This window comes from uncultured Corynebacterium sp., from assembly GCF_937999985.1.
Taxonomy (GTDB): Bacteria; Actinomycetota; Actinomycetes; order Mycobacteriales; family Mycobacteriaceae; genus Corynebacterium.
Window position 1 is genome coordinate 1 of the sequence record NZ_CALLDG010000012.1, and the last position, 18,962, is coordinate 18,962.

The 18,962-nt window shown below is 63.7% G+C and carries 15 protein-coding genes and 2 pseudogenes; 14 read left to right on the forward strand and 3 right to left on the reverse strand.

Features of this window, described 5'->3' with window-relative positions; genetic code table 11:
* The 13 genes and pseudogenes from Q0331_RS00455 to der form a co-directional block, all read left to right on the forward strand.
* Positions 1 to 525 (forward strand): annotated as a pseudogene (locus Q0331_RS00455) (DNA repair protein RecN); the annotation flags it as partial.
* Between the two features lie 116 nt (positions 526 to 641).
* Positions 642 to 1,373: a hypothetical protein gene (locus tag Q0331_RS00460; protein WP_298073896.1), complete on the forward strand. Its 732-nt coding sequence runs from the start codon at positions 642 to 644 to the stop codon at positions 1,371 to 1,373.
* 232 nt (positions 1,374 to 1,605) lie between these two features.
* Positions 1,606 to 3,249, forward strand: coding sequence for a hypothetical protein (locus tag Q0331_RS00465; protein ID WP_298073898.1), 1,644 nt, complete (start codon positions 1,606 to 1,608; stop codon positions 3,247 to 3,249).
* Between the two features lie 45 nt (positions 3,250 to 3,294).
* Entirely contained in the window at positions 3,295 to 4,497 is a 1,203-nt protein-coding gene (gene steA, locus Q0331_RS00470) for a putative cytokinetic ring protein SteA (RefSeq protein WP_298073900.1), read from the forward strand.
* A gap of 33 nt (positions 4,498 to 4,530) precedes the next feature.
* Positions 4,531 to 5,463: a copper transporter gene (locus Q0331_RS00475; protein ID WP_298073902.1), complete on the forward strand. Its 933-nt coding sequence runs from the start codon at positions 4,531 to 4,533 to the stop codon at positions 5,461 to 5,463.
* 63 nt (positions 5,464 to 5,526) lie between these two features.
* Positions 5,527 to 7,194, forward strand: coding sequence for a CTP synthase (locus Q0331_RS00480; protein ID WP_298073903.1), 1,668 nt, complete (start codon positions 5,527 to 5,529; stop codon positions 7,192 to 7,194).
* Positions 7,195 to 7,233: 39 nt separating this feature from the next.
* Positions 7,234 to 7,890 carry an NUDIX domain-containing protein gene (locus Q0331_RS00485; protein WP_298073905.1) on the forward strand — a complete coding sequence of 219 codons (657 nt, stop codon included), beginning with the start codon at positions 7,234 to 7,236 and terminating at the stop codon, positions 7,888 to 7,890.
* Positions 7,887 to 8,786, forward strand: a complete 900-nt coding sequence (locus Q0331_RS00490) for a site-specific tyrosine recombinase XerD (protein WP_298073907.1) — start codon at positions 7,887 to 7,889, stop codon at positions 8,784 to 8,786. Before Q0331_RS00485 ends, Q0331_RS00490 begins: the two co-directional genes overlap by 4 nt.
* 75 nt (positions 8,787 to 8,861) lie before the next feature.
* Positions 8,862 to 9,755 carry a ParA family protein gene (locus Q0331_RS00495; protein ID WP_005294544.1) on the forward strand — a complete coding sequence of 298 codons (894 nt, stop codon included), beginning with the start codon at positions 8,862 to 8,864 and terminating at the stop codon, positions 9,753 to 9,755.
* 7 nt (positions 9,756 to 9,762) lie between these two features.
* Positions 9,763 to 10,578 carry a ScpA family protein gene (locus Q0331_RS00500; RefSeq protein ID WP_298073909.1) on the forward strand — a complete coding sequence of 272 codons (816 nt, stop codon included), beginning with the start codon at positions 9,763 to 9,765 and terminating at the stop codon, positions 10,576 to 10,578.
* A 33-nt stretch (positions 10,579 to 10,611) separates the two neighbouring features.
* A complete protein-coding gene (gene scpB, locus Q0331_RS00505) occupies positions 10,612 to 11,208 on the forward strand; it encodes an SMC-Scp complex subunit ScpB (protein ID WP_298073911.1) in 597 nt (198 codons plus the stop codon).
* 64 nt (positions 11,209 to 11,272) lie between these two features.
* Positions 11,273 to 12,145 carry a pseudouridine synthase gene (locus tag Q0331_RS00510; RefSeq protein WP_296108713.1) on the forward strand — a complete coding sequence of 291 codons (873 nt, stop codon included), beginning with the start codon at positions 11,273 to 11,275 and terminating at the stop codon, positions 12,143 to 12,145.
* 84 nt (positions 12,146 to 12,229) lie between these two features.
* Positions 12,230 to 14,545: a bifunctional cytidylate kinase/GTPase Der gene (gene der, locus Q0331_RS00515; protein ID WP_298073913.1), complete on the forward strand. Its 2,316-nt coding sequence runs from the start codon at positions 12,230 to 12,232 to the stop codon at positions 14,543 to 14,545.
* A 16-nt stretch (positions 14,546 to 14,561) separates the two neighbouring features.
* On the opposite strand, the gene Q0331_RS00520 is transcribed toward der, so the two are convergent.
* Both Q0331_RS00520 and Q0331_RS00525 read right to left on the reverse strand, forming a co-directional pair.
* Positions 14,562 to 15,290: a hemolysin III family protein gene (locus tag Q0331_RS00520; RefSeq protein WP_298073916.1), complete on the reverse strand. Its 729-nt coding sequence runs from the start codon at positions 15,288 to 15,290 to the stop codon at positions 14,562 to 14,564.
* A 26-nt stretch (positions 15,291 to 15,316) separates the two neighbouring features.
* Entirely contained in the window at positions 15,317 to 17,005 is a 1,689-nt protein-coding gene (locus tag Q0331_RS00525; RefSeq protein WP_298073918.1) for a formate--tetrahydrofolate ligase, read from the reverse strand.
* Positions 17,006 to 17,145: 140 nt separating this feature from the next.
* Between Q0331_RS00525 and Q0331_RS00530 the strand changes: the two genes are divergently transcribed.
* Complete coding sequence (locus Q0331_RS00530) at positions 17,146 to 18,612, forward strand: glyceraldehyde-3-phosphate dehydrogenase (protein WP_071056444.1); 1,467 nt, start codon at positions 17,146 to 17,148, stop codon at positions 18,610 to 18,612.
* Between the two features lie 29 nt (positions 18,613 to 18,641).
* Here Q0331_RS00530 and Q0331_RS00535 read toward each other — a convergent pair.
* A pseudogene (locus Q0331_RS00535) lies at positions 18,642 to 18,962 on the reverse strand (transporter); the annotation flags it as partial.

Here is an 18,962-nt window from a genome sequence, read left to right on the forward strand (position 1 = left end):
ATCCGCGTCGACGTGCGGCAGCCTGGCGAAAAGGCGGGCGAGAAGGCCAGTGAGCTGGGGCCGCACGGCATCGACGAGGTGGAGTTCCAGCTGGTGCAGGGTGGCAATGTGAATCCGCTGGCGGGTTCGGCTTCTGGCGGTGAGCTTTCGCGCGTGATGCTGGCGCTGGAGGTCGTGTTGGCCGCGGGGACGGAGGGCGGCCGGACGATGGTCTTCGACGAGGTCGATGCGGGCGTTGGCGGTAAAGCTGCCGTGGAGATCGGACGCCGTCTGGCGAAGTTGGCGGTTGATAATCAGGTCATCGTTGTTACTCACTTGCCCCAGGTCGCTGCGTTTGGCGACGCCCACGTGTACGTGGCTAAGGCGACCTCCGCGGATTCGGTGACTTCCTCGGTCCGCACGCTTAGCGAGGATGAGCGGGCGGAGGAGTTGTCGCGCATGCTGGCAGGCTTGGAGTCCGATACGGGGCGGGCTCACGCCGAAGAGCTGATGGCGATGGCTACGGACGCGAAAGCGGAGCTGTAGAGAAAAATTTTTCTGCCAGCGGGCGCGGGGGTGTGATCGGCGCTACAGTAGTGCTGTGTTAAAAGGGGGAGTGCGCACCCGCAGCGATCTGCGTGCAGTGTGAGGGGGCTAAGACGGTGAAGCGTGTAGCGGCAAGTGTGTTTCTAGTTTTTTTTGGATTCGCTTTGACTGCGTGTGGAAGCGAGGGGGATAAACCTGCACTGACCGGCGCTTTTGCTGAAACTGAGGAGCAACCTACAGGCGACGGGCCTGTGGATAACTCGGGTTCGGGTGAGGTCGAAGGCGACGGCCGTATGCTAAAACCTGAAGGGCACAAGGGGATGTGGTTCGAGACCGAGCCGACGGATCCGTGGGAACACTACGTGTGGGCATCGCAGAAGTTCGTGGGGGATCCCATCGAGCTTCCGAAGCTAGAGGGGAAGGCCCCGGACGATCCGCTGGCTGGTCTGCCGGATGTGTGCGACGAGAAAGTGATCGAGCGAATGGAGGAGGTGGGGTTTGAGCATGAACATACCAATAGCGAGGGGTTGGTAAGGACCTGCTACTTCTTTGAATCTGAGGGCGTGAGGGGACCCTTTTCTGAAGAAATGTTCAATGTTTCTATTGATCCCACTCGAAATCTTGAGGAAAACAAGAAAAGCGTTAATTATCAGCTCCTGCGCAATGATGTTTCGCTTGTAGGGATTGATCCTGGTGAAGACGAAAATGATTGTGGAGTCGCTAAAGAAGAGGGATCTTCCATAATCTATGCGAGATTTCTTTCCGGTGATGCTACTGGAGATGTTCGCCTGGTGTGTAATTTATCCGAGAAATTCTTTCAAATTCTTGATAATTTTGTAACGTATTAAAAAAACTATATGGGGTGGGGAAATGCTTAAGTTTGATATATCTTCCTTGCGTGGAGTGAGGAAGTCATTGCTGGAAGCTAAAGCGGCGCTGGATGACTTTCATGTTCAGAGTAGAGCAGGGGCTACTTACACTGGCGTCCCCTCGCTAAAAGCCGCCTACTCTCAGCATGGGACTTTTTGGAGTGGCCAGTCAGGTTCAGCCAAAAATGTGGTAGATATTCTCACTTCTAACGTGAACTGGCTGTTGGAGGTATTCTCCAACCAACTAGAAGGCTTCGACCTGCAGGAGTATTTCAGCAAGAAGTCTTTCGATCAGGTGAATTCCCAGGTTTCGGTCGCGGACAACAGGATGCGGAAATTTTTTATCCCAACCCGCGATTCCCGGTCGATCGACAACCTGATGTACAACACACCAGTGACCGTCGCGGAGGCCACCATGCCGCTCGCATCGCTCATCACGGCATTTCAGGGGGACGATTCCGCGCCTCTCGCAGTCGCAGACTCTTGGGAGAACGCAGCCAAGGCGCTCAAGGATTCCATGGATAACCTCAAGAGCGCATCCACTGGCCTGGCCAGCTCCTCTGAAGGCTATTCTTTCGACACAGCGCGCGAAGCGATCGACGATGTCCACAAAACCGGCCTCGTCGTCGCCTCCAACACCACAGCAATGGCCGGGTCCGTCCGCCAGTTCCCACTCGTCCGCAGTACCAACCTGCAAGCTCTCGAAACAATCCAAGCCACAACCTCACTGATCGCCGATCCCGCAGAACGCCTACTCGCCGAACAAGCCGCCGTAGCCAACTTCGTTTCCTCGCAACTGCAGCCATCCCTAGAGATGGTGCGCCCTCCCGTCTCCAACCTCGGGGTTCCGATCGTTGGGCACTCTGGCGGAGGAACTCTGGACGCCACCACCGTCTCCACCGCCTCCGCGCAACCGACGGTCACGCACATCAACGGCCACACAAATGCTGTTTCTCCCGCAAGCGCCACGGCCCACGGCGAGCAAGCTGCCGCCGCGGCAACGAATGCACCTAAACCCACCGCAGCTCCCGCAGCCACTCACGCGGCTCCGGCACCAGGTGGCCTGCACGCTCCGGCTAACACACCTGCACCCGTCCAACCCGCAGCGGCCAAAGCAGCACCTCAGGCGCCCGGATTTGCGCCCGGAGGCATCACATCACCGGCACAGGCGCCGACGATCACGCCGCACCAAGCAGCCACAGCCGCTGCCACTCCAACCGTTCCCGGCCAGGGTGGTACTTCCATGCCCGGTACGGGGAACCTCATCAACGCACAGAATCGCTTCGGCGCCGGAAATGGTGCAGCCGGGCGCCCCGGCGCGGTCAGTGAACTGGGAGGCAGGGGGAGCGGCCCACAGCTTCGCAGTATCAGCGGAGGCGCCGGCTCCGGAAGCGGCGCAAACTCCGTCACCGGCACGCCGAAGGCGGACTTGCGAAACGTCTCCACCACGGCACCTCGCCCGAACCTCCCGGGCAGTCTGAAAGCAATCTCCAGCCCTCTCCACGCCCCTCACGGCGAGAACGCGCACGCGAACACTCCCAACTCCGGCAAGGGAGCAACCTCTGCAGTCCACGGAACCGCTGGCGCTAAGGGCGGTGCTGGAGTGAAGGGCGGCGGGAACGTGGCGTCCACAGTAATGGGTAGAGGAACAAGCATCGGCCGAGCAGCCAAGGGGGCGAAGACTGGTCTGCGCGGGTCGGCGGTTGCATTCGGCAAGCAGGATCGCTCGTACTTCCAGCGTATTTTCCTCAGTGGCGAGGATCCGCTGATTTCCGGGAAGAAGGCACGCGACCGAAAGAGCCGGGGCAAGGACCGAGCCACTGCGCAACAAACGGTGAAGAAGGTGATTCGCTAGAGTAAAACGGCCTTTCACCGGCGCGCCTAACGCAACACTGGCCACATGAACACCACAATGGTGGGCATGATTTTCTCCCGCAGCGACCAGCCCGGAATCAACGGCGCCACCCGTGACCTCACCGGACCCAAGGGATTTACGAAGGCCAAGATCTCCGAGGGCGACATTGCCATTGTCGACGAACCCGATATCAACCGTGCTAACTGCCAAAAGCTCATCGACGCGCGCGTAGCCGCCGTGGTGAACGCACAACAGTTCACTACCGGCCAGGTGCCGAACTTCGGTCCGCAGATGATGCTCGACGCAGACATTTTGCTGATCGAAAACGCCGGCGAGGAGCTGCTCTCCAAGGTCAAGAACGGCAAGAAGGGCCGCGTTGACGAGGGCAAGGTCTACTACGGCGACCGCTCCATCGGTGGCGGCGAAATCCTGGATATGGATACCGCCGCCACCCGCTTCGAGGACGCCCGCGAGGCGCTCGGCGACCACATGGAAGCCCTGTCTGGCAACATGTCCGAGTTCGTCCGCTCCGAGGCCCCACTGCTGGTCGATGGCCTCGGCATCCCGGATGTCGACGTGGACATGGACGACCGTAAGGTGCTGGTGGCTAGCCCCGACACGCACATCGAGCAGAAGCTGAAGGACCTGCGCTACTTCATGCGCGAGTACTCGCCGATCATCGTCGCCGTGGAGAACGCAGCCGACAGCCTGATGCAGGAGGGCTACCGCCCGAACGTGATCATCGGCGACCCGGAGAAGATCTCCAACGAGGCTCTGCGCTGCGGCGCCACCGTCGTGCTGCCCGCAGACCCGGACGGCCACGCGGTTGGCCTGGAGCGCATCCAAGACCTCGGCGTGGGCGCCATGACCTTCCCCGCCGCCACCCAGGATCCGACCGACCTGGCGCTGCTGCTGGCCAACTACCACGGTGCATCCATGGTGGTAAGCCTCGGCGAGGTGGAGGACCTGGACCGCGTGTTCCAGCGCGCCCAGTCGCCGGAAACCCCGTCGGCCCTGATGACCCGCCTGCGCGTAGGCCCCCGCCTGGTCGACTCCACCGCCGTGGCGGAGCTCTACCGCGTCTCCCGCTCCGGCGGCGGTTGGATCTGGGCGCTGCTGGGCATCCTGGTCGCCCTGGCCGCCATCGTTGTGATCATCGGCTTCTCTGGCGATGGATCTTTCGTGGACAACCTCGTGGACACCTGGAACAACTTCGCGCTGAGCGTGCAGGATCTGTTCAAGAATTAACGCAGGAATAGCAGGGAGACAAGAGGCATAAGCATGAGCAAGAACTCGAAGGGGTCCGCCGGCAGAGTGATCGCCGGCCTGGGCTTCGGCGTGGCCGTCGGCACTGCACTGGGCTTTTTCGCCCTCGCCCCGAACGTGCCGGGCGGGCCTGTGGCAAAGGATTCCTCCGCCGAGCAGGAGCTGAAGAGCGAGCAAACCGCGCGCGAGAAGGCTGAGGGACAGTCCACCGCCAGCGACAAGGTTCTGGGCTCCGTCGCGGGCCCGGCGGTGCGCAACCTGTTGCGCGGTTCGTCGGTAAACCTTTTTGTGCTTCCGGACGCCGACCAGGCCAACGTCGACAGTCTCCAGCGCCTGGTAAAAATGGCCGGTGGGGAAGTCCACGGTGTGATCGAGGTGACGGAGAAGGCGCTGGACGCCAACAATGGAGACTCTCTGAAGTCCATTGCGGCGAACTCCCTGCCGGCTGGCGCGAAGCTCTCGGAAGACAAGCTGGACCCGGGTATGCACACCGGCCAGCTGCTGGGCGCGGCACTGGGCGCCGGCGACAAGGAAGCCAGTGAATCGGACCGGGGCGTGACCCTGGGCGCACTATCCAACGAGGACTTTATCGCCTACCAAGGAGAGGCTCCGAAGACTGCCGACCTGGCTCTGGTCGTAGGTGGGGATACCGCCGACGACAAGGACCGCGGTAACTACGGAACGAAGTTCGTCGCCGACTTCGCCGCAGGCTTAGATTCCCGCATGAAGGGCGCCGTTCTGGCCGCCCAGGCAGGCAGCGCAGAGGAAGACGGCGCGGTGGGCCAGGTTCGTGCAGACCGGACTGCGAAGGAGGCCGTCTCCACCGTGGACAACGTGGACACCGTCGCAGGCCGCATCGCTGCAATCCGCGCGCTGGGCCAGCAGAAGGACGGCAAGGCGGGGCACTACGGGGCTGCTGCGAACGCGTCGGATGCTACGCCGGAATAGGCTTGTGTTAGGCTGAAACCCCGTAGATAGCGAAGTTTAAGCGTCGTTGATTCGGGAGTTACCTTGGCCACTAATCGTGCAAAGAACAGCACTAAATACATCTTCGTCACCGGCGGTGTGGCGTCCTCGCTGGGCAAGGGGCTCACGGCAGCAAGCCTAGGGCAGCTGCTGTCCTCCCGTGGCCTGCGCGTAACGATGCAGAAGCTGGATCCGTACCTCAACGTTGATCCGGGCACCATGAACCCCTTCGAGCACGGCGAAGTGTTCGTCACCGAGGATGGTGCGGAGACAGACCTGGACCTCGGCCACTACGAGCGTTTCCTGGATCGCAACCTCTCCGCCGCTGGCAACGTAACCACCGGCAAGGTGTACTCCAACGTCATCGCCAAGGAGCGCCGCGGTGAGTTCCTGGGCAAGACCGTCCAGGTGATCCCGCACATCACCGACGAGATCAAGGCGGCAGTGCTGGCGATGGGCCAGCCGGATAAGAGCGGCCAGGCGCCGGACGTCGTCATCAGCGAGATCGGCGGCACTGTCGGCGACATCGAATCCCAGCCCTTCTTGGAGGCCATCCGCCAGGTTCGGCACGAGGCCGGCCGCGAGAACATCGCCTTCATCCACGTTTCCCTGGTGCCTTACCTGGCGCCGTCGGGCGAGCTGAAGACGAAGCCGACCCAGCACTCCGTCGCGGAGCTGCGCAGCATCGGTATCGTCCCGGATGCAATCGTCCTGCGCGCCGACCGTGAGGTCCCGCAGGCCATGAAGTCCAAGATTGCCCTGATGTGCGACGTGGATGAGGACGGCGTGGTTTCCTGCCCGGATGCGCCTTCCATTTACGACATCCCGAAGGTGCTGCACTCCCAGCACCTGGATAACTACATCATCCGCCGCTTGAACCTGCCGTTCCGTGACGTGGACTGGACGACCTGGGGCAACCTGCTGGAGAGCGTCCACAACCCGCAGGGCGAGGTGACCATCGGCATCGTCGGCAAGTACATCGACCTGCCGGATGCGTACCTCTCCGTCGCGGAAGCCATCCGCGCCGGCGGTTTCGGCGCTAACGTGCGTGCCAACGTGAAGTGGATCGCCTCCGACGAGTGCGAAACCGAGAAGGGCGCGGCAGAGGCTCTGAAGGATGTCGACGGTGTGGTCATCCCCGGTGGCTTCGGCAACCGCGGCATCGAAGGCAAGATCGGCGCCATCACCTACGCCCGCAAGAACAAGCTGCCGTTGCTGGGCATCTGCCTGGGCCTGCAGTGCATCGTGATCGAGGCCGCGCGCACCGCGGGGCTCACCGATGCTTCTTCTACCGAGTTTGACGCCAACGCCTCCACCCCTGTGATCTCCACCATGGAGGAGCAGAAGGCAGCTGTGTCGGGCGAGGCGGACCTGGGCGGAACCATGCGTCTGGGGGCCTACCCGGCGCGTCTGGCCGAAGGCTCCCTGGTCGCTGAGATGTACGGCGCCACCGACGTCTCGGAGCGCCACCGCCACCGTTACGAGGTGAATAACGCATACCGCGAGCAGATCACCGAGGGCTCTGGCCTGCAGTTCTCCGGTACCTCCCCGGACGGCACCCTGGTGGAGTTCGTGGAGTACCCGAAGGACGTGCACCCGTACTTCGTGGCCACCCAGGCTCACCCGGAGTACAAGTCCCGCCCGACCCGTTCCCACCCACTGTTCCAGGGGCTGGTGGACGCTGCGCTGAAGCACCAGGCTGAGCGCTCCTAGACCGGCGCTCCTAATCCAGTGCTCCTACACTAGGGAGTCATGAGCAACGACAGCACCCCGTACCGCGTTGTAGATAGCGAGCTGCTGCTGGACGCGCCGATCATCGGCGTGCGCCGCGATACGATCACCACCGCCACCGGCGAGGCGAAGCGCGAGATCGTGGAGCACTTCTCCGCAGTCGCGGTCGCCGCCGTGCGCGATAACCACGTGATGATGATCCGCCAGTACCGCCACGGCGTGGGCCGCCACCTGTGGGAGATCCCCGCCGGCCTGCTGGATCTGGTGGGGGAGGATCCCCTGGAGGCTGCCCGCCGTGAGCTGGCCGAGGAAGCTGGCCTGCGCGCCCACAACTGGCACCTGCTGGGGGATGTCGTGACCTCCCCGGGCTTCAGTGAAGAAATGTGCCGCGTCTACCTGGCCGAAGACTTGGACGATGACCTCTCCGACTTCGACTTGCCGGAGGCCGAGTTCGAGGAGGCGGAGATTGAAACCCGCTGGGTGCCGATCCCCGAAGCCATTGAGTGGGTGCAGACGGGCAAGGTGGAAAACTCCATCGCCACCATCGCCCTGCTGCACCTGGCCGCTGGTACCCGCCGGGACGTTTCAGAGCCTTTCAACTATCACTCCGGCCTCGCCGATCGCCGCTCCGCCAGCGCGGAAGCCAAGCCCGGCTCGGACATGAAGTTTATCCGTTGAGCGCAGAAGTCAACCGCAAGCTCGTCACTGCCTATATCCGGCATCTAAAGACCGAGCGCGATGTCTCCGTTCACACGCTGTCGAACTACCAGCGCGACCTCGACCGCTACCTGGAGTGGCTAGGGGCCAAGGCGCTGCAGGACGTCACCGCCACAGACATCGAGGATCACCTGGTTTACCTCCGTAAGGATCTGAACCTCGCGGCGTCCTCCGCCGCTCGCGGGCTGGCGGCGATCCGCGGCCTGCATTCCTTCGCCCATGCCGACGGTCGCCTGCCCTTCGACGTTGCGGCGGACGTTCCCACGCCTTCGTTGGGCGGTTCCATCCCGAAGGCCCTAAGCCTGGCACAGGTAGAGGCTTTGCTGAACGCGGTGCCGGCGGGCGACGGGGCGTCCCAAATAAACATCCGCGACCGTGCGCTGCTCGAGATGCTCTACTCGACCGGCGCGCGCATCACCGAGCTACTAGACCTCGACGTCGATGACCTCGACCGCGAACAGCGCGTGCTGCTGGTGCGCGGCAAGGGCGGCAAGGAACGCATCGTCCCGCTGGGGCGCCCCGCGCTGGAGGCAGTGGAGCGCTACCTGGTGCGGGCGCGGCCGAGCCTGAACAAGAAGGGCAGCCCGGCGCTGTTCCTCAACAACCGCGGGGCGCGCCTTGGCCGCCAATCGGGTTTCAAGATCGTTTCGCAGGCGGCGGAGGCGGCGGGGCTGGAGCATGTTTCGCCGCACAGCTTGCGCCACAGCTTCGCCACGCACCTGCTGGAGGGTGGCGCGGATATTCGTGTGGTGCAGGAACTTCTCGGGCACGCTAGCGTGGCTACCACGCAGATTTACACCAAGGTCAGCCCTGAGCACTTGAGGGAAATTTGGGCCTCATCTCACCCCCGTACCTAGTGCGCCTGATAATCTCTAGGGTGTAATTAAAGGCTATTGATCACAATCAAGGGAAAGGGCTTGACGGGATCGCCGATGTCACGTTCACAGTCACACGCGGATGCGTTGTTTGATAAGCCCGATCAGCGCATCGGCCTGACCGGACGACCGATCAAGGAGCTGCCGGACCCCGAGCCGTTGGATCGCCACGGCCCGGCTTCTATCATCGCGATGTGCAACCAGAAGGGCGGGGTGGGCAAGACCACCTCTACGATCAACATCGGTGCCTCGCTGGCCGCGTTCGGCCGCAAGGTGCTGCTGGTGGACTTGGACCCGCAGGGCGCACTGTCCGCTGGTCTGGGTATTAGCCACGACGAGTTGGACGTTACGGTCTATAACCTGTTGGTCGATTCTTCTGCCTCTATTCTTGACGCCATCCACTCCAGCCCCGTCGACGGTCTGGACGTCGTTCCGGCGAATATCGACCTGTCGGCTGCGGAGATCCAGCTGGTCAACGAGGTCGGCCGTGAGCAAGCCCTGGCCCGCGCGCTGCGGCCCGTGATGCGCGACTACGACTTCATCATCGTCGACTGCCAGCCGTCCTTGGGTCTGCTGACGGTCAACGCGCTGAGCTGTGCGGATTCGGTGATCATTCCGGTGGAGTCCGAGTACTTTTCGCTACGTGGCCTGGCGCTGCTGATGGACACGGTGGATAAGGTCCGCGACCGCCTGAACTTTAAGCTCGAGGTGCTGGGCATCCTGGTGACGATGTTCGACCGCCGAACCCTCCACGCCCGCGAGGTGATGGAGCGGCTGGTGGAGGCGTTCGGGGACAAGGTCTTCGACTCCGTCATCACCCGCACCGTGCGCTTCCCGGAGACCTCGGTGGCCGGCGAGCCGATCAACACCTGGGCGCCGAGCTCGTCCGGCGCGGTGCAGTATTCGAATCTGGCGAAGGAAGTCATTGAGCGCGTCGCTCAGCAAATCTAGCCAGCCCGTGCAGGAGCCAGAGCAGGCCGAGCAGCCGGAGATCACTGGCTTCCGGGTGGCGTTGGCTAACTTCGACGGCCCGTTCGACCTGCTGCTGCAGCTCATTCATTCGCACAAGCTGGACATCACCGAGGTCGCCCTGGCACAGGTCACCGACGAGTTCATCGCCTACACCAAGAACTTGAGCTCCAGCGCCGAGGACCTGGACGAGGTCACGGAGTTTTTGGTGGTGGCCTCCACGCTGCTGGACCTCAAAGCAGCCCGCCTGGTGCCGCGCGGCGAGGTGGATAGCGAGGAAGACCTCGCACTACTGGAAACCCGCGACCTGCTATTCGCCCGCCTGCTGCAGTACCGCGCCTACAAGCAGGTCGCCGATCTTTTCTCCGACTGGCAACGCGACGCCGCCCGCGCCTACCCGGCGACCCTGTCCCTGGAGGAACACCACGCAAACCTGCTGCCGGAGGTGAAGATCGGCAAGACCGCCGACGAGTTCGCCGAGCTGGCTGCGGCCGTGTTCCGCCCCAAGCCTGACCACGTGGAGACCGGACACATCCACCAGGTTGCGGTTTCCGTGCCGGAGCAGGCCGGGCGGATTCTCAATACCCTCAAGGTCGCCGGCGAGAACACCTGGGTGACCTTCGGGGCGCTCATCGCCGACGCGGAGCTGAACATGATCGTCGTAGGCCGCTTCCTGGCACTGTTGGAGCTGTACAAGGCCCGCGCCATAGGCATCGAACAGCCCGAGCCGCTGCAGGACATGTCGGTGGCTTGGACCGGGCTGGATGTCGACCCGGCGGTGGTGGCGGCCAGCAACTGGGAGTAGGCGTCACAAAGAAAGAACAGAAAGGCACACACCATGAGCGATCTAAACCCCAACCCCGCGCCGCTGCCGCAGGTGTCGCTGCTGCGCAGCCGCGTGGAATCGCTGCTGCTGGTAAGCGACGAGGCAGTGACGCCCACAGAGCTCGCCCGCGTGCTTTCCAACGAGGAGAACGCGGTGCCAGAAGCCGAAGTGGCGCGCATCCTCCACGAGATCGCGGCGGAGTACGAAGCCCGTGGAAATGGCTTTGAGCTGCGTGAACACGAGGGATCCTTCCGGCTGTACACGCGGCGCGCGAACTCGGACGTGGTGGAGGCCAAGCTGCTGGATGGCACCCAACAACGCCTGAGCCGCGCGGCCCTGGAGACCCTGGCGGTGGTGGCCTACCGGCAGCCCGTCACACGCAGCCAGGTGGCGGCGGTGCGCGGTGTGAACTGCGACGGCGTGATGCGCACCCTTTCCCTGCGCGGGCTGATCGCAGAGACGGGAGAGCAGGGTGGCGCGCACCTGTACTCCACGACCGAGCTTTTCTTGGAACAGATCGGCATCGAATCGCTGGAGGAACTGCCGGATCTGGCGCCGCTGCTGCCGGAAGTGGACAGCATCGACAGCCTGGACAATATCGACAATTAAGCAGGTTGAGGGGTATAGTTCGGGCTGATAATTCAAGATTTTAGTTCGAAGGGCTACAAACACCGTGGACACACCCGCTCGCCGAGACGGCACACCGGAGACCGCTCCGAAAGACATCTACCTATCCCAGGCCAAGCCCGCCAAGCGCCAGCACGTGACGGCGCAGGAGGCAGAGGCCGCCCTCAACAAGCCAGATTCGGAGAAGGCCCAGGTGCGCCTGCAGAAGGTGCTGGCCTCTGCGGGTGTGGCAAGCCGCCGCATGAGCGAGAAGCTCATCGCAGCCGGTCGCGTGGAAGTAAACGGCGAAGTCGTGGTGAAGATGGGCACCCGCATCGACCCGAGCGTGGACATCGTCCGCGTGGATGGCGAGCGTGTGCAGGTCAATGAAGAGATGGTCTATTTCGTGCTGAACAAGCCCCGCGGCGTGCATTCCACGATGAGCGACGACCTGGGCCGTCCGTGCGTGGGAGACTTGGTGGGTACGCGCCTGAAGGAAGGCCAGGGGCTGTTCCACGTCGGCCGCCTGGACGCCCAGACCGAAGGCCTGCTGCTGCTCACCAACGACGGCGAGCTGGCCAACCGCCTGATGCACCCTAAGTACGAGGTGAAGAAGACCTACATGGCCACCGTGCTGGGCGAGGCGAGCCGCAAGCTGATCCGCGAGCTGAAGGACGGCGTGGAGCTGGACGATGGCATTGCCCGCGCCGACAGCGTGCAGATCGTAGACGTGTGGCAAGGCAAGTCGCTGATTAAGGTGGAGCTGCACGAGGGGCGCAAGCACATCGTGCGCCGCATGCTGAAGGAGGCCGGCTTCCCGGTGCAGGCGCTGGTACGCACCAAGATCCACACCGTGCAGCTGGGCGAGCAGAAGCCGGGTACGATCCGCGCGCTGAACCAGGCGGAATTACAGAGCATGTACAAGAAGGTCGGGCTGTAGTTAGCCAGCAACGAGCCGGTAACCAGCCAGCGCAGCTAGAACAGCCGACATAAACACACAATTATTTAGGGGAACGACCTTTCTATGACGAACGCACCTTTCTACGAGCCCGGCTCCGCGCTGGATCAGCTCGCCAGCGTAAAGAACATTGAGGACGGCGGCCTGATCGTCGCCGTCGACGGCCCGAGCGGCACCGGCAAGTCCACCGTCTGCCGCCGCCTGGCCACCGCCGCGGACGCGAAATACCTGGATACCGGCGCTATGTACCGGGTGGCCACGCTGCATGTCCTGCGCCAGGGTATCGACCCTTCCGAGGAGTCCGCGCGCGAGGCGATCATCGCCGCTACTGCCGACCTGCCGCTGGAGATCAACGAGGATCCCGCCTCCACCGAGGTGCTGCTGGACGGCACCGACGTTTCCGGCGAGATCCGCGGCCCCGAGGTCACCGCGCACGTCTCCGCCGTCGCCGCCATCCCGGAAGTGCGCGAGAACCTGGTGGCCCTGCAGCGGTCTCTGGCCTTCGCCGCCGGTCGCTGCGTGGTCGAGGGCCGCGACATTGGAACTGTGGTTCTTGAGGACGCCCCAGTGAAGATCTTCATGACGGCCTCCGCCGAGGTGCGGGCTCAGCGCCGATACGATCAGGACCTGGAAGCCGGCCGAGAGGCGGACTACGAGGCTGTACTCGCGGATGTGCAGCGCCGTGATGAGGCCGATTCTTCCCGCAAGACCTCTCCGCTCCGCCCGGCAGAGGATGCCGTGATTGTGGACACCGGCGAGATGGACATCGACGAAGTGCTGGAGAAGCTGGCGCAGCTGACCTTGGCCAGCGCTAAGCCGGACAGCCTGGATTCCCCGGCGGAGCTGATCTTCCGTACCGCCGATGGCGAGGTCCTGGGGGAGTCCGATTTCTCCGTCGCCGAGTTCTCCGAGTACGACGATGACGAGTCCGGCCCCGAAGAGTTCTTCATCACCGGCCCGGACGACTTTACCCTCGAGGGCGGCGGCGACATGCCGGAATCCGACGAGGACTGGGAAGCCCTGGAGGAAGCCTTCGGCGTGCTCGGCGACGAGGAGGCAGAGCAGGAGGCCCTGTGCACTGTTGCCATCGTCGGCCGCCCGAACGTGGGCAAGTCCACCCTGGTGAACCGTTTCATCGGCCGCCGCGAGGCCGTGGTGGAGGACTTCCCGGGCGTCACCCGCGACCGTATTTCCTACCTGGGCGAGTGGTCCGGCCGCCGCTTCTGGGTGCAGGATACGGGCGGCTGGGACCCGGACGCGAAGGGCATCCACGCCGCCATCGCCCGCCAGGCGGAGACCGCCATGGAAACCGCCGATGTGATCGTCTTCGTGGTCGACTCGAAGGTCGGCATCACCTCCACGGACGAGGTCATCGCCCGCAAGCTGCAGCGCAGTAAGGTGCCCGTGATCGTGGTGGCCAACAAGTGCGATGCGGATGCGCAGCTGGGCGACGTCGCCGAGTTCTGGGCGCTGGGCCTGGATAACCCGTACCCGGTTTCTGCCCAGCACGGCAAGGGCGCGGCGGACGTCATGGACGAGGTTCTGCGCGTCTTCCCGGAGCACCCGCGCGAGCTTTCGGTAGTTTCCGGCCCGCGCCGCGTGGCCCTGGTCGGTCGCCCGAACGTGGGCAAGTCCTCCCTGCTGAACAAGATCACGGGCGAGGAGCGCTCCGTGGTCAACAACGTTGCGGGCACCACTGTCGACCCGGTTGATTCCATCGTGGAGCTGGAGGAAAAGACCTGGAAGTTCGTGGATACCGCCGGTATTCGCAAGAAGACGAAGCACGCGCGCGGCCACGAGTTCTACGCCTCGCTGCGCACCCGCTCTGCCATCGACGCGGCTGAGGTCGCGGTCTTTCTTGTTGACGCCAGCGAACCCATCGCCGAACAGGATCAGCGAGTGCTTCGCATGATCCTCGACTCGGGGCGTGCCCTGGTGGTGGCCTACAACAAGTGGGATCTGGTGGATGAGGACCGTCGCGAACTACTGGAGCGCGAGATCGAGTTGCAGCTTTCCCACGTCCCGTGGGCTCGCCGCGTGAACATTTCCGCCAAGACCGGCCGCGCGCTGCAGAAGCTGGAGCCCGCGATGATCGAGGCTCTGGAGAGCTGGGATCAGCGCATCTCCACCGGTCAGCTGAATACCTGGCTGCGTGCGGTGATTGCGGAAACCCCGCCGCCGATGCGTGGCGGCCGCCTGCCGCGCGTGCTGTTTGCCACCCAGGCTTCCACCAAGCCGCCGGTGATCGTGCTGTTCACCACGGGCTTCCTGGAGCACGGCTACCGCCGCTTCCTGGAGCGCAAGTTGCGCGAGGCCTTTGGCTTTGAAGGATCGCCGGTGCGCATCGCGGTGCGTGTGCGCGAGAAGAAGCGCAAGAAGTAGGTGCCAAAAATAGGGTCTAGCGCAGCACCAGGATCCAGATAGCGATGTGGTGTAGTAGCGCCGCCAGGATCGTGGCGGCGTGGAATACCTCGTGGAATCCAAACCAGCGCGGGGAGGGGTTGGGCCACTGCTTGGCGTAGATCACCGCGCCGAGGGAGTAGACGATCCCGCCCAGCAGCATCAGCAGGCTCACGGCCACACCCAACTGCTGGTAGTAGCCCACGGCACCGATGGCAGCCAGCCAGCCGAGGGTGAGGTACGTGGTGGCATCCAGCCACCGCGGGTGATCAATCCACACCAGATTCAGTACTACTGCCGCGGCGGCGGCCAGCCAGCACACGGCCAAGATCCACAGCCCGCCGGTGTTAAACCAGCCCCAGCCAGTGAACCATCGCGCGCCAAAAGCACCGACCGTCACCGGCCCGTAGGTTCCGGCGATGAAGACCGCGATCATGGCGTGGTCGGCGCGCCGCCAACTGTTCACCGCACCCTCGGATCGCCACGGCACGCGGTGGTACAGCGCACTGACGGTGAGCATCCCGGCCAGGCACAGTGCGTACAGCGCCGTGGCAAAGGTCATCCAGGACAGGTGAAACTTGGAGGCCGCAACGATGGTCAGCGCCGTGCCCATGCCGCCGAAATACCACGCAGCGGCGGTGTGCAACCGGCCGCGCATATAGGGGCGCGGGCCACGGTCGAATACCGGGCGAGGGGGCTTCTTCGTGAGCGTTTGAGTTTTATGCACGAAATAAAGCCTACGCCCTTTGGCTCTTAGAACAGGCCAGAAATAATCCCCTGCGTGTTCACATCAATACGCTCGGCCGCGGGCTTCTTCGGCAGCCCTGGCAGAGTCATCACGTCGCCAGTGAGTGCCACGACGAATCCGGCGCCGATGCGCGGCACCAGCTCGCGGACGTGCAGGGTGTGGCCGCTCGGCGCACCCAGGGCCTTGGGGTCATCGCTGAAGGAGTACTGCGTCTTCGACACGCACACCGGCAGCTTGTCCCAGCCGTTGTCCTTCAGAAACGCCAGGTCCTTCACGGCCTGCGGGCCGAACTGCACGTCCGCCGCGCCGTAGATCTCCGTGGCAAGCGTGTGCAGGGTGGCTTCCACGCCATCGACGGGCTGATAGATCTGGTGGCTGGAGCTGGGGGCGTCCTCATCAGAAACACCATCGACGACCTCCAACACCGCAGAGGCCAGATCCGCCGCGCCGGCACCGCCCTCAGCCCACACGTTGCACTCCACCACGCGCACACCGAACTGCTCGCCCCAGTCGGCAACCTGAGCGCGCTCAGTGGCGGTATCAGAGCTAAACAGGTTTAGCGCGACCACGGGCTCCACGCCGAACTTGCGGATGTTGCTGACGTGGCGCTCCAGGTTGGCCAGACCGGCCTTCAGTACGGAGTCGCCGTTGTGCTTCAGCGAGCGGATGGTGGCCACCACGACCGTCGCGGCGACGTCGAGGCCGCCTGCGCGGGACTTGATGTCGAAGAACTTCTCCGCACCCAGGTCGCTGCCGAAGCCGGCCTCGGTCAGCACAACCTCCGACAGATCCAGCGCCGTGGTGGTGGCGATCAGCGAGGTGCAGCCGTGCGCGATGTTGGCGAAAGGCCCGCCATGCACCAGGGCAGGGGTGCCACCCAGGGTCTGTACCAGGTTCGGGTTGATCGCGTCGCGCAGCAGGGCGGTGATAGCACCCGCGCACTTCAGGTCACCCGCGGTGACAGGCTGGCGGTCATAAGTCTGGCCCACCACGATGCGCCCGATGCGCTTCTTCAGATCCTCCAGGTCCGTGGCCAGGCAGAGGATCGCCATGATCTCGCTGGCCGCCGTGATGTCGAATCCGCCCTCGCGCGGAGTGCCTTGGCCCGGCCCGCCGAGGCCCGTGACCACGTGGCGCAGCGATCGGTCATTGACGTCTAGGCAGCGCCGCCACGTCACCCGCCGCGGGTCGATGCCCAGTGCGTTGCCGTGCTGCACGTGGTTGTCCACCATCGCGGCCAGGGTGTTCGTCGCGGCGGTAATGGCGTGCATGTCGCCGGTGAAGTGCAGATTAATGTCCTCCATCGGCACGATCTGCGCATAGCCGCCGCCGGCCGCGCCACCCTTGATGCCCATGACCGGCCCCTGGGAGGGCTCACGGATCGCCACCATCGTCTGGCGCCCAGCCGCGCGCACCGCGTCCGCCAGGCCGATCAGTACGGTGGACTTGCCCTCGCCCGCGGGGGTCGGGCTCATTGCGGTCACGAGCACGAGCTTGCCCTTCTTATTGACGCCCTCACGCTCCGCCCGCAAAGCGGGAACGTCGATCTTGGCCTTTGTCCGGCCGTAGGGGATCAAAGCGGCCTCCGGGATGCCGGCGCGCTCCGCGATCGTGGTGATGGGCTCCAGAGTGTGGGCCTGTGCGATTTCTACGTCGCTGGGTTGGGGATTGCTGGATGCAGAAGAGTTAGTCATATTCCCAGAATAAACGTCTACCCCTTATCGCCCCCGTAATAGCGGGTGTAAGGCTGGGGGCAACTAGACTTCAGGGGGTAAGAGGGTAACCCCCCGAATATTCGCAAAACAATTACTTCCAGTGAGGTAGTGAGGTAAAGATGACCGACAACGCACACACCAAGAGTGCTCTGCACAGCGATTGGAACGAGCGGCTGGCCCTGGCGCAGGAGATGCTGCCGCTGATCAGCCGCCTGCACCGCGACAAGAACGTGGTGACTTCCATCTTCGGCCGGCTGCTTGTCAACGTCACCGATATTGACATCATCAAGTCCCACCGCTACGCCCGCCGTGTGGTGGAAAAGGAGCTGCCGCTGGAGCAGACTCTGCCCGTGCTGCGCGAGCTGGTGGAGATGGACCTGGGCACTGCCTCCATCGACATTGGATCCCTGGCCAGCCGCTACAACAAGGACTCCGAGGGGCTGACCTTGCGCGAGTACCTGGAGCGCGAGCTGGCGGAGGTCATCGGCGGCCCGGAGCAGGTTGAGCCCCGCGACATCGTCCTCTACGGCTTCGGTCGCATCGGCCGCCTGCTGGCCCGCATCTTGGTTGCCCGTGAGGCCACCTATGGCGGTGCGCGCCTGCGTGCCGTCGTCGTCCGTTCCAAGGGCGAGGGCGACCTGATCAAGCGCGCCTCTCTGCTGCGCCGCGACTCCGTCCACGGAGCTTTCGACGGCACGATCACCACGGACGAGGAAAACAACACGATCTGGGCCAACGGCACCCCGATCCGCATCATCTACGCCAACAACCCGGCGGAGATCGACTACACCGAATACGGCATCAACGACGCAATCGTGGTGGATAACACTGGCGTGTGGCGTGACCGGGATGGCCTGTCTCAGCACCTGGAGGCCAAGGGTGTCTCCAAGGTTCTGCTGACTGCCCCGGGCAAGGGCGACATCAAGAATATCGTCTACGGCATCAACCACGGCGACATCACTGAGGATGATCGCATTCTGTCTGCGGCGTCCTGTACTACCAACGGCATTACCCCGGTGCTGAAGGTCATCAACGACCGCTACGGTGTGGAACACGGCCACGTGGAGACCGTGCACTCCTTCACCAACGATCAGAACCTGATCGACAACTTCCACAAGGGCGACCGCCGTGGCCGCGCTGCGGGCTTGAACATGGTGCTCACCGCCACGGGCGCGGCAAAGGCCGTGGCCAAGGCCCTGCCGGAGTTCGCGGGCAAGCTGACGGGCAACGCCATCCGCGTGCCCACCCCGGACGTCTCCATGGCAGTGCTGAACCTGACCCTGAACCAGGATGTCGAGGCCGACGAGGTGAACAACTTCCTGCGCCGCGTCTCCCTGCACTCCACGCTGCGCCAGCAGATCGACTTCATTAAGTCCCCGGAGGTCGTCTCTACCGACTTCGTCGGCACCACCCACGCGGGCATCGTCGACGGCCTAGCCACCATTGCGAACGGCAACCACCTGGTGCTGTACGTCTGGTACGACAACGAGTTCGGCTACTCCAACCAGGTGATCCGCATTGTCGAGGAGATCGCCGGCGTGCGCCCGCGCGTGTTGCCGCAGCGTGCCGCAGCGCAGGACCTGTAATAGACACCAGCACCAGTGCTGGTGCTGGGTTACAGCAGCATCAGCAGTAGCATCTGGCAGCCGATGATCTTGCCGATCATCGCTGCCGGGTAGACGGTGGCGTAGCCGCGCATGGGCAGCTCCGTGTCCGCCTGATCGTTGAGGTAACTAATCACCGCGGGGTTGGTGGATAAGCCCGCGGCCATGCCCATTGCCTCGTCCCACTTCAGGCGCAGCAGCCACATCCCGCCGAGGCCACAGACAACGGCGGAAGTCACGGTGATGATGAAGCCCAGAGCTATGTAGTTCAGGGAAGAGATGTCCGTCAGTGCGTCGCGGAAGCCCGTGCCCGCGATGGTGCCCACGCCGGC

Bases quoted from the DNA above. Each gene is read 5' to 3' on its own strand.
- steA (WP_298073900.1), top strand. From the start codon at position 3,295: ATGAACACCACAATGGTGGGCATGATTTTCTCCCGCAGCGACCAGCCC.
- Q0331_RS00475 (WP_298073902.1), top strand. From the start codon at position 4,531: ATGAGCAAGAACTCGAAGGGGTCCGCCGGCAGAGTGATCGCCGGCCTG.
- Q0331_RS00485 (WP_298073905.1), top strand. From the start codon at position 7,234: ATGAGCAACGACAGCACCCCGTACCGCGTTGTAGATAGCGAGCTGCTG.
- Q0331_RS00495 (WP_005294544.1), top strand. From the start codon at position 8,862: ATGTCACGTTCACAGTCACACGCGGATGCGTTGTTTGATAAGCCCGAT.
- scpB (WP_298073911.1), top strand. From the start codon at position 10,612: ATGAGCGATCTAAACCCCAACCCCGCGCCGCTGCCGCAGGTGTCGCTG.
- der (WP_298073913.1), top strand. From the start codon at position 12,230: ATGACGAACGCACCTTTCTACGAGCCCGGCTCCGCGCTGGATCAGCTC.
- Q0331_RS00525 (WP_298073918.1), bottom strand. From the start codon at position 17,005: ATGACTAACTCTTCTGCATCCAGCAATCCCCAACCCAGCGACGTAGAA.
- Q0331_RS00530 (WP_071056444.1), top strand. From the start codon at position 17,146: ATGACCGACAACGCACACACCAAGAGTGCTCTGCACAGCGATTGGAAC.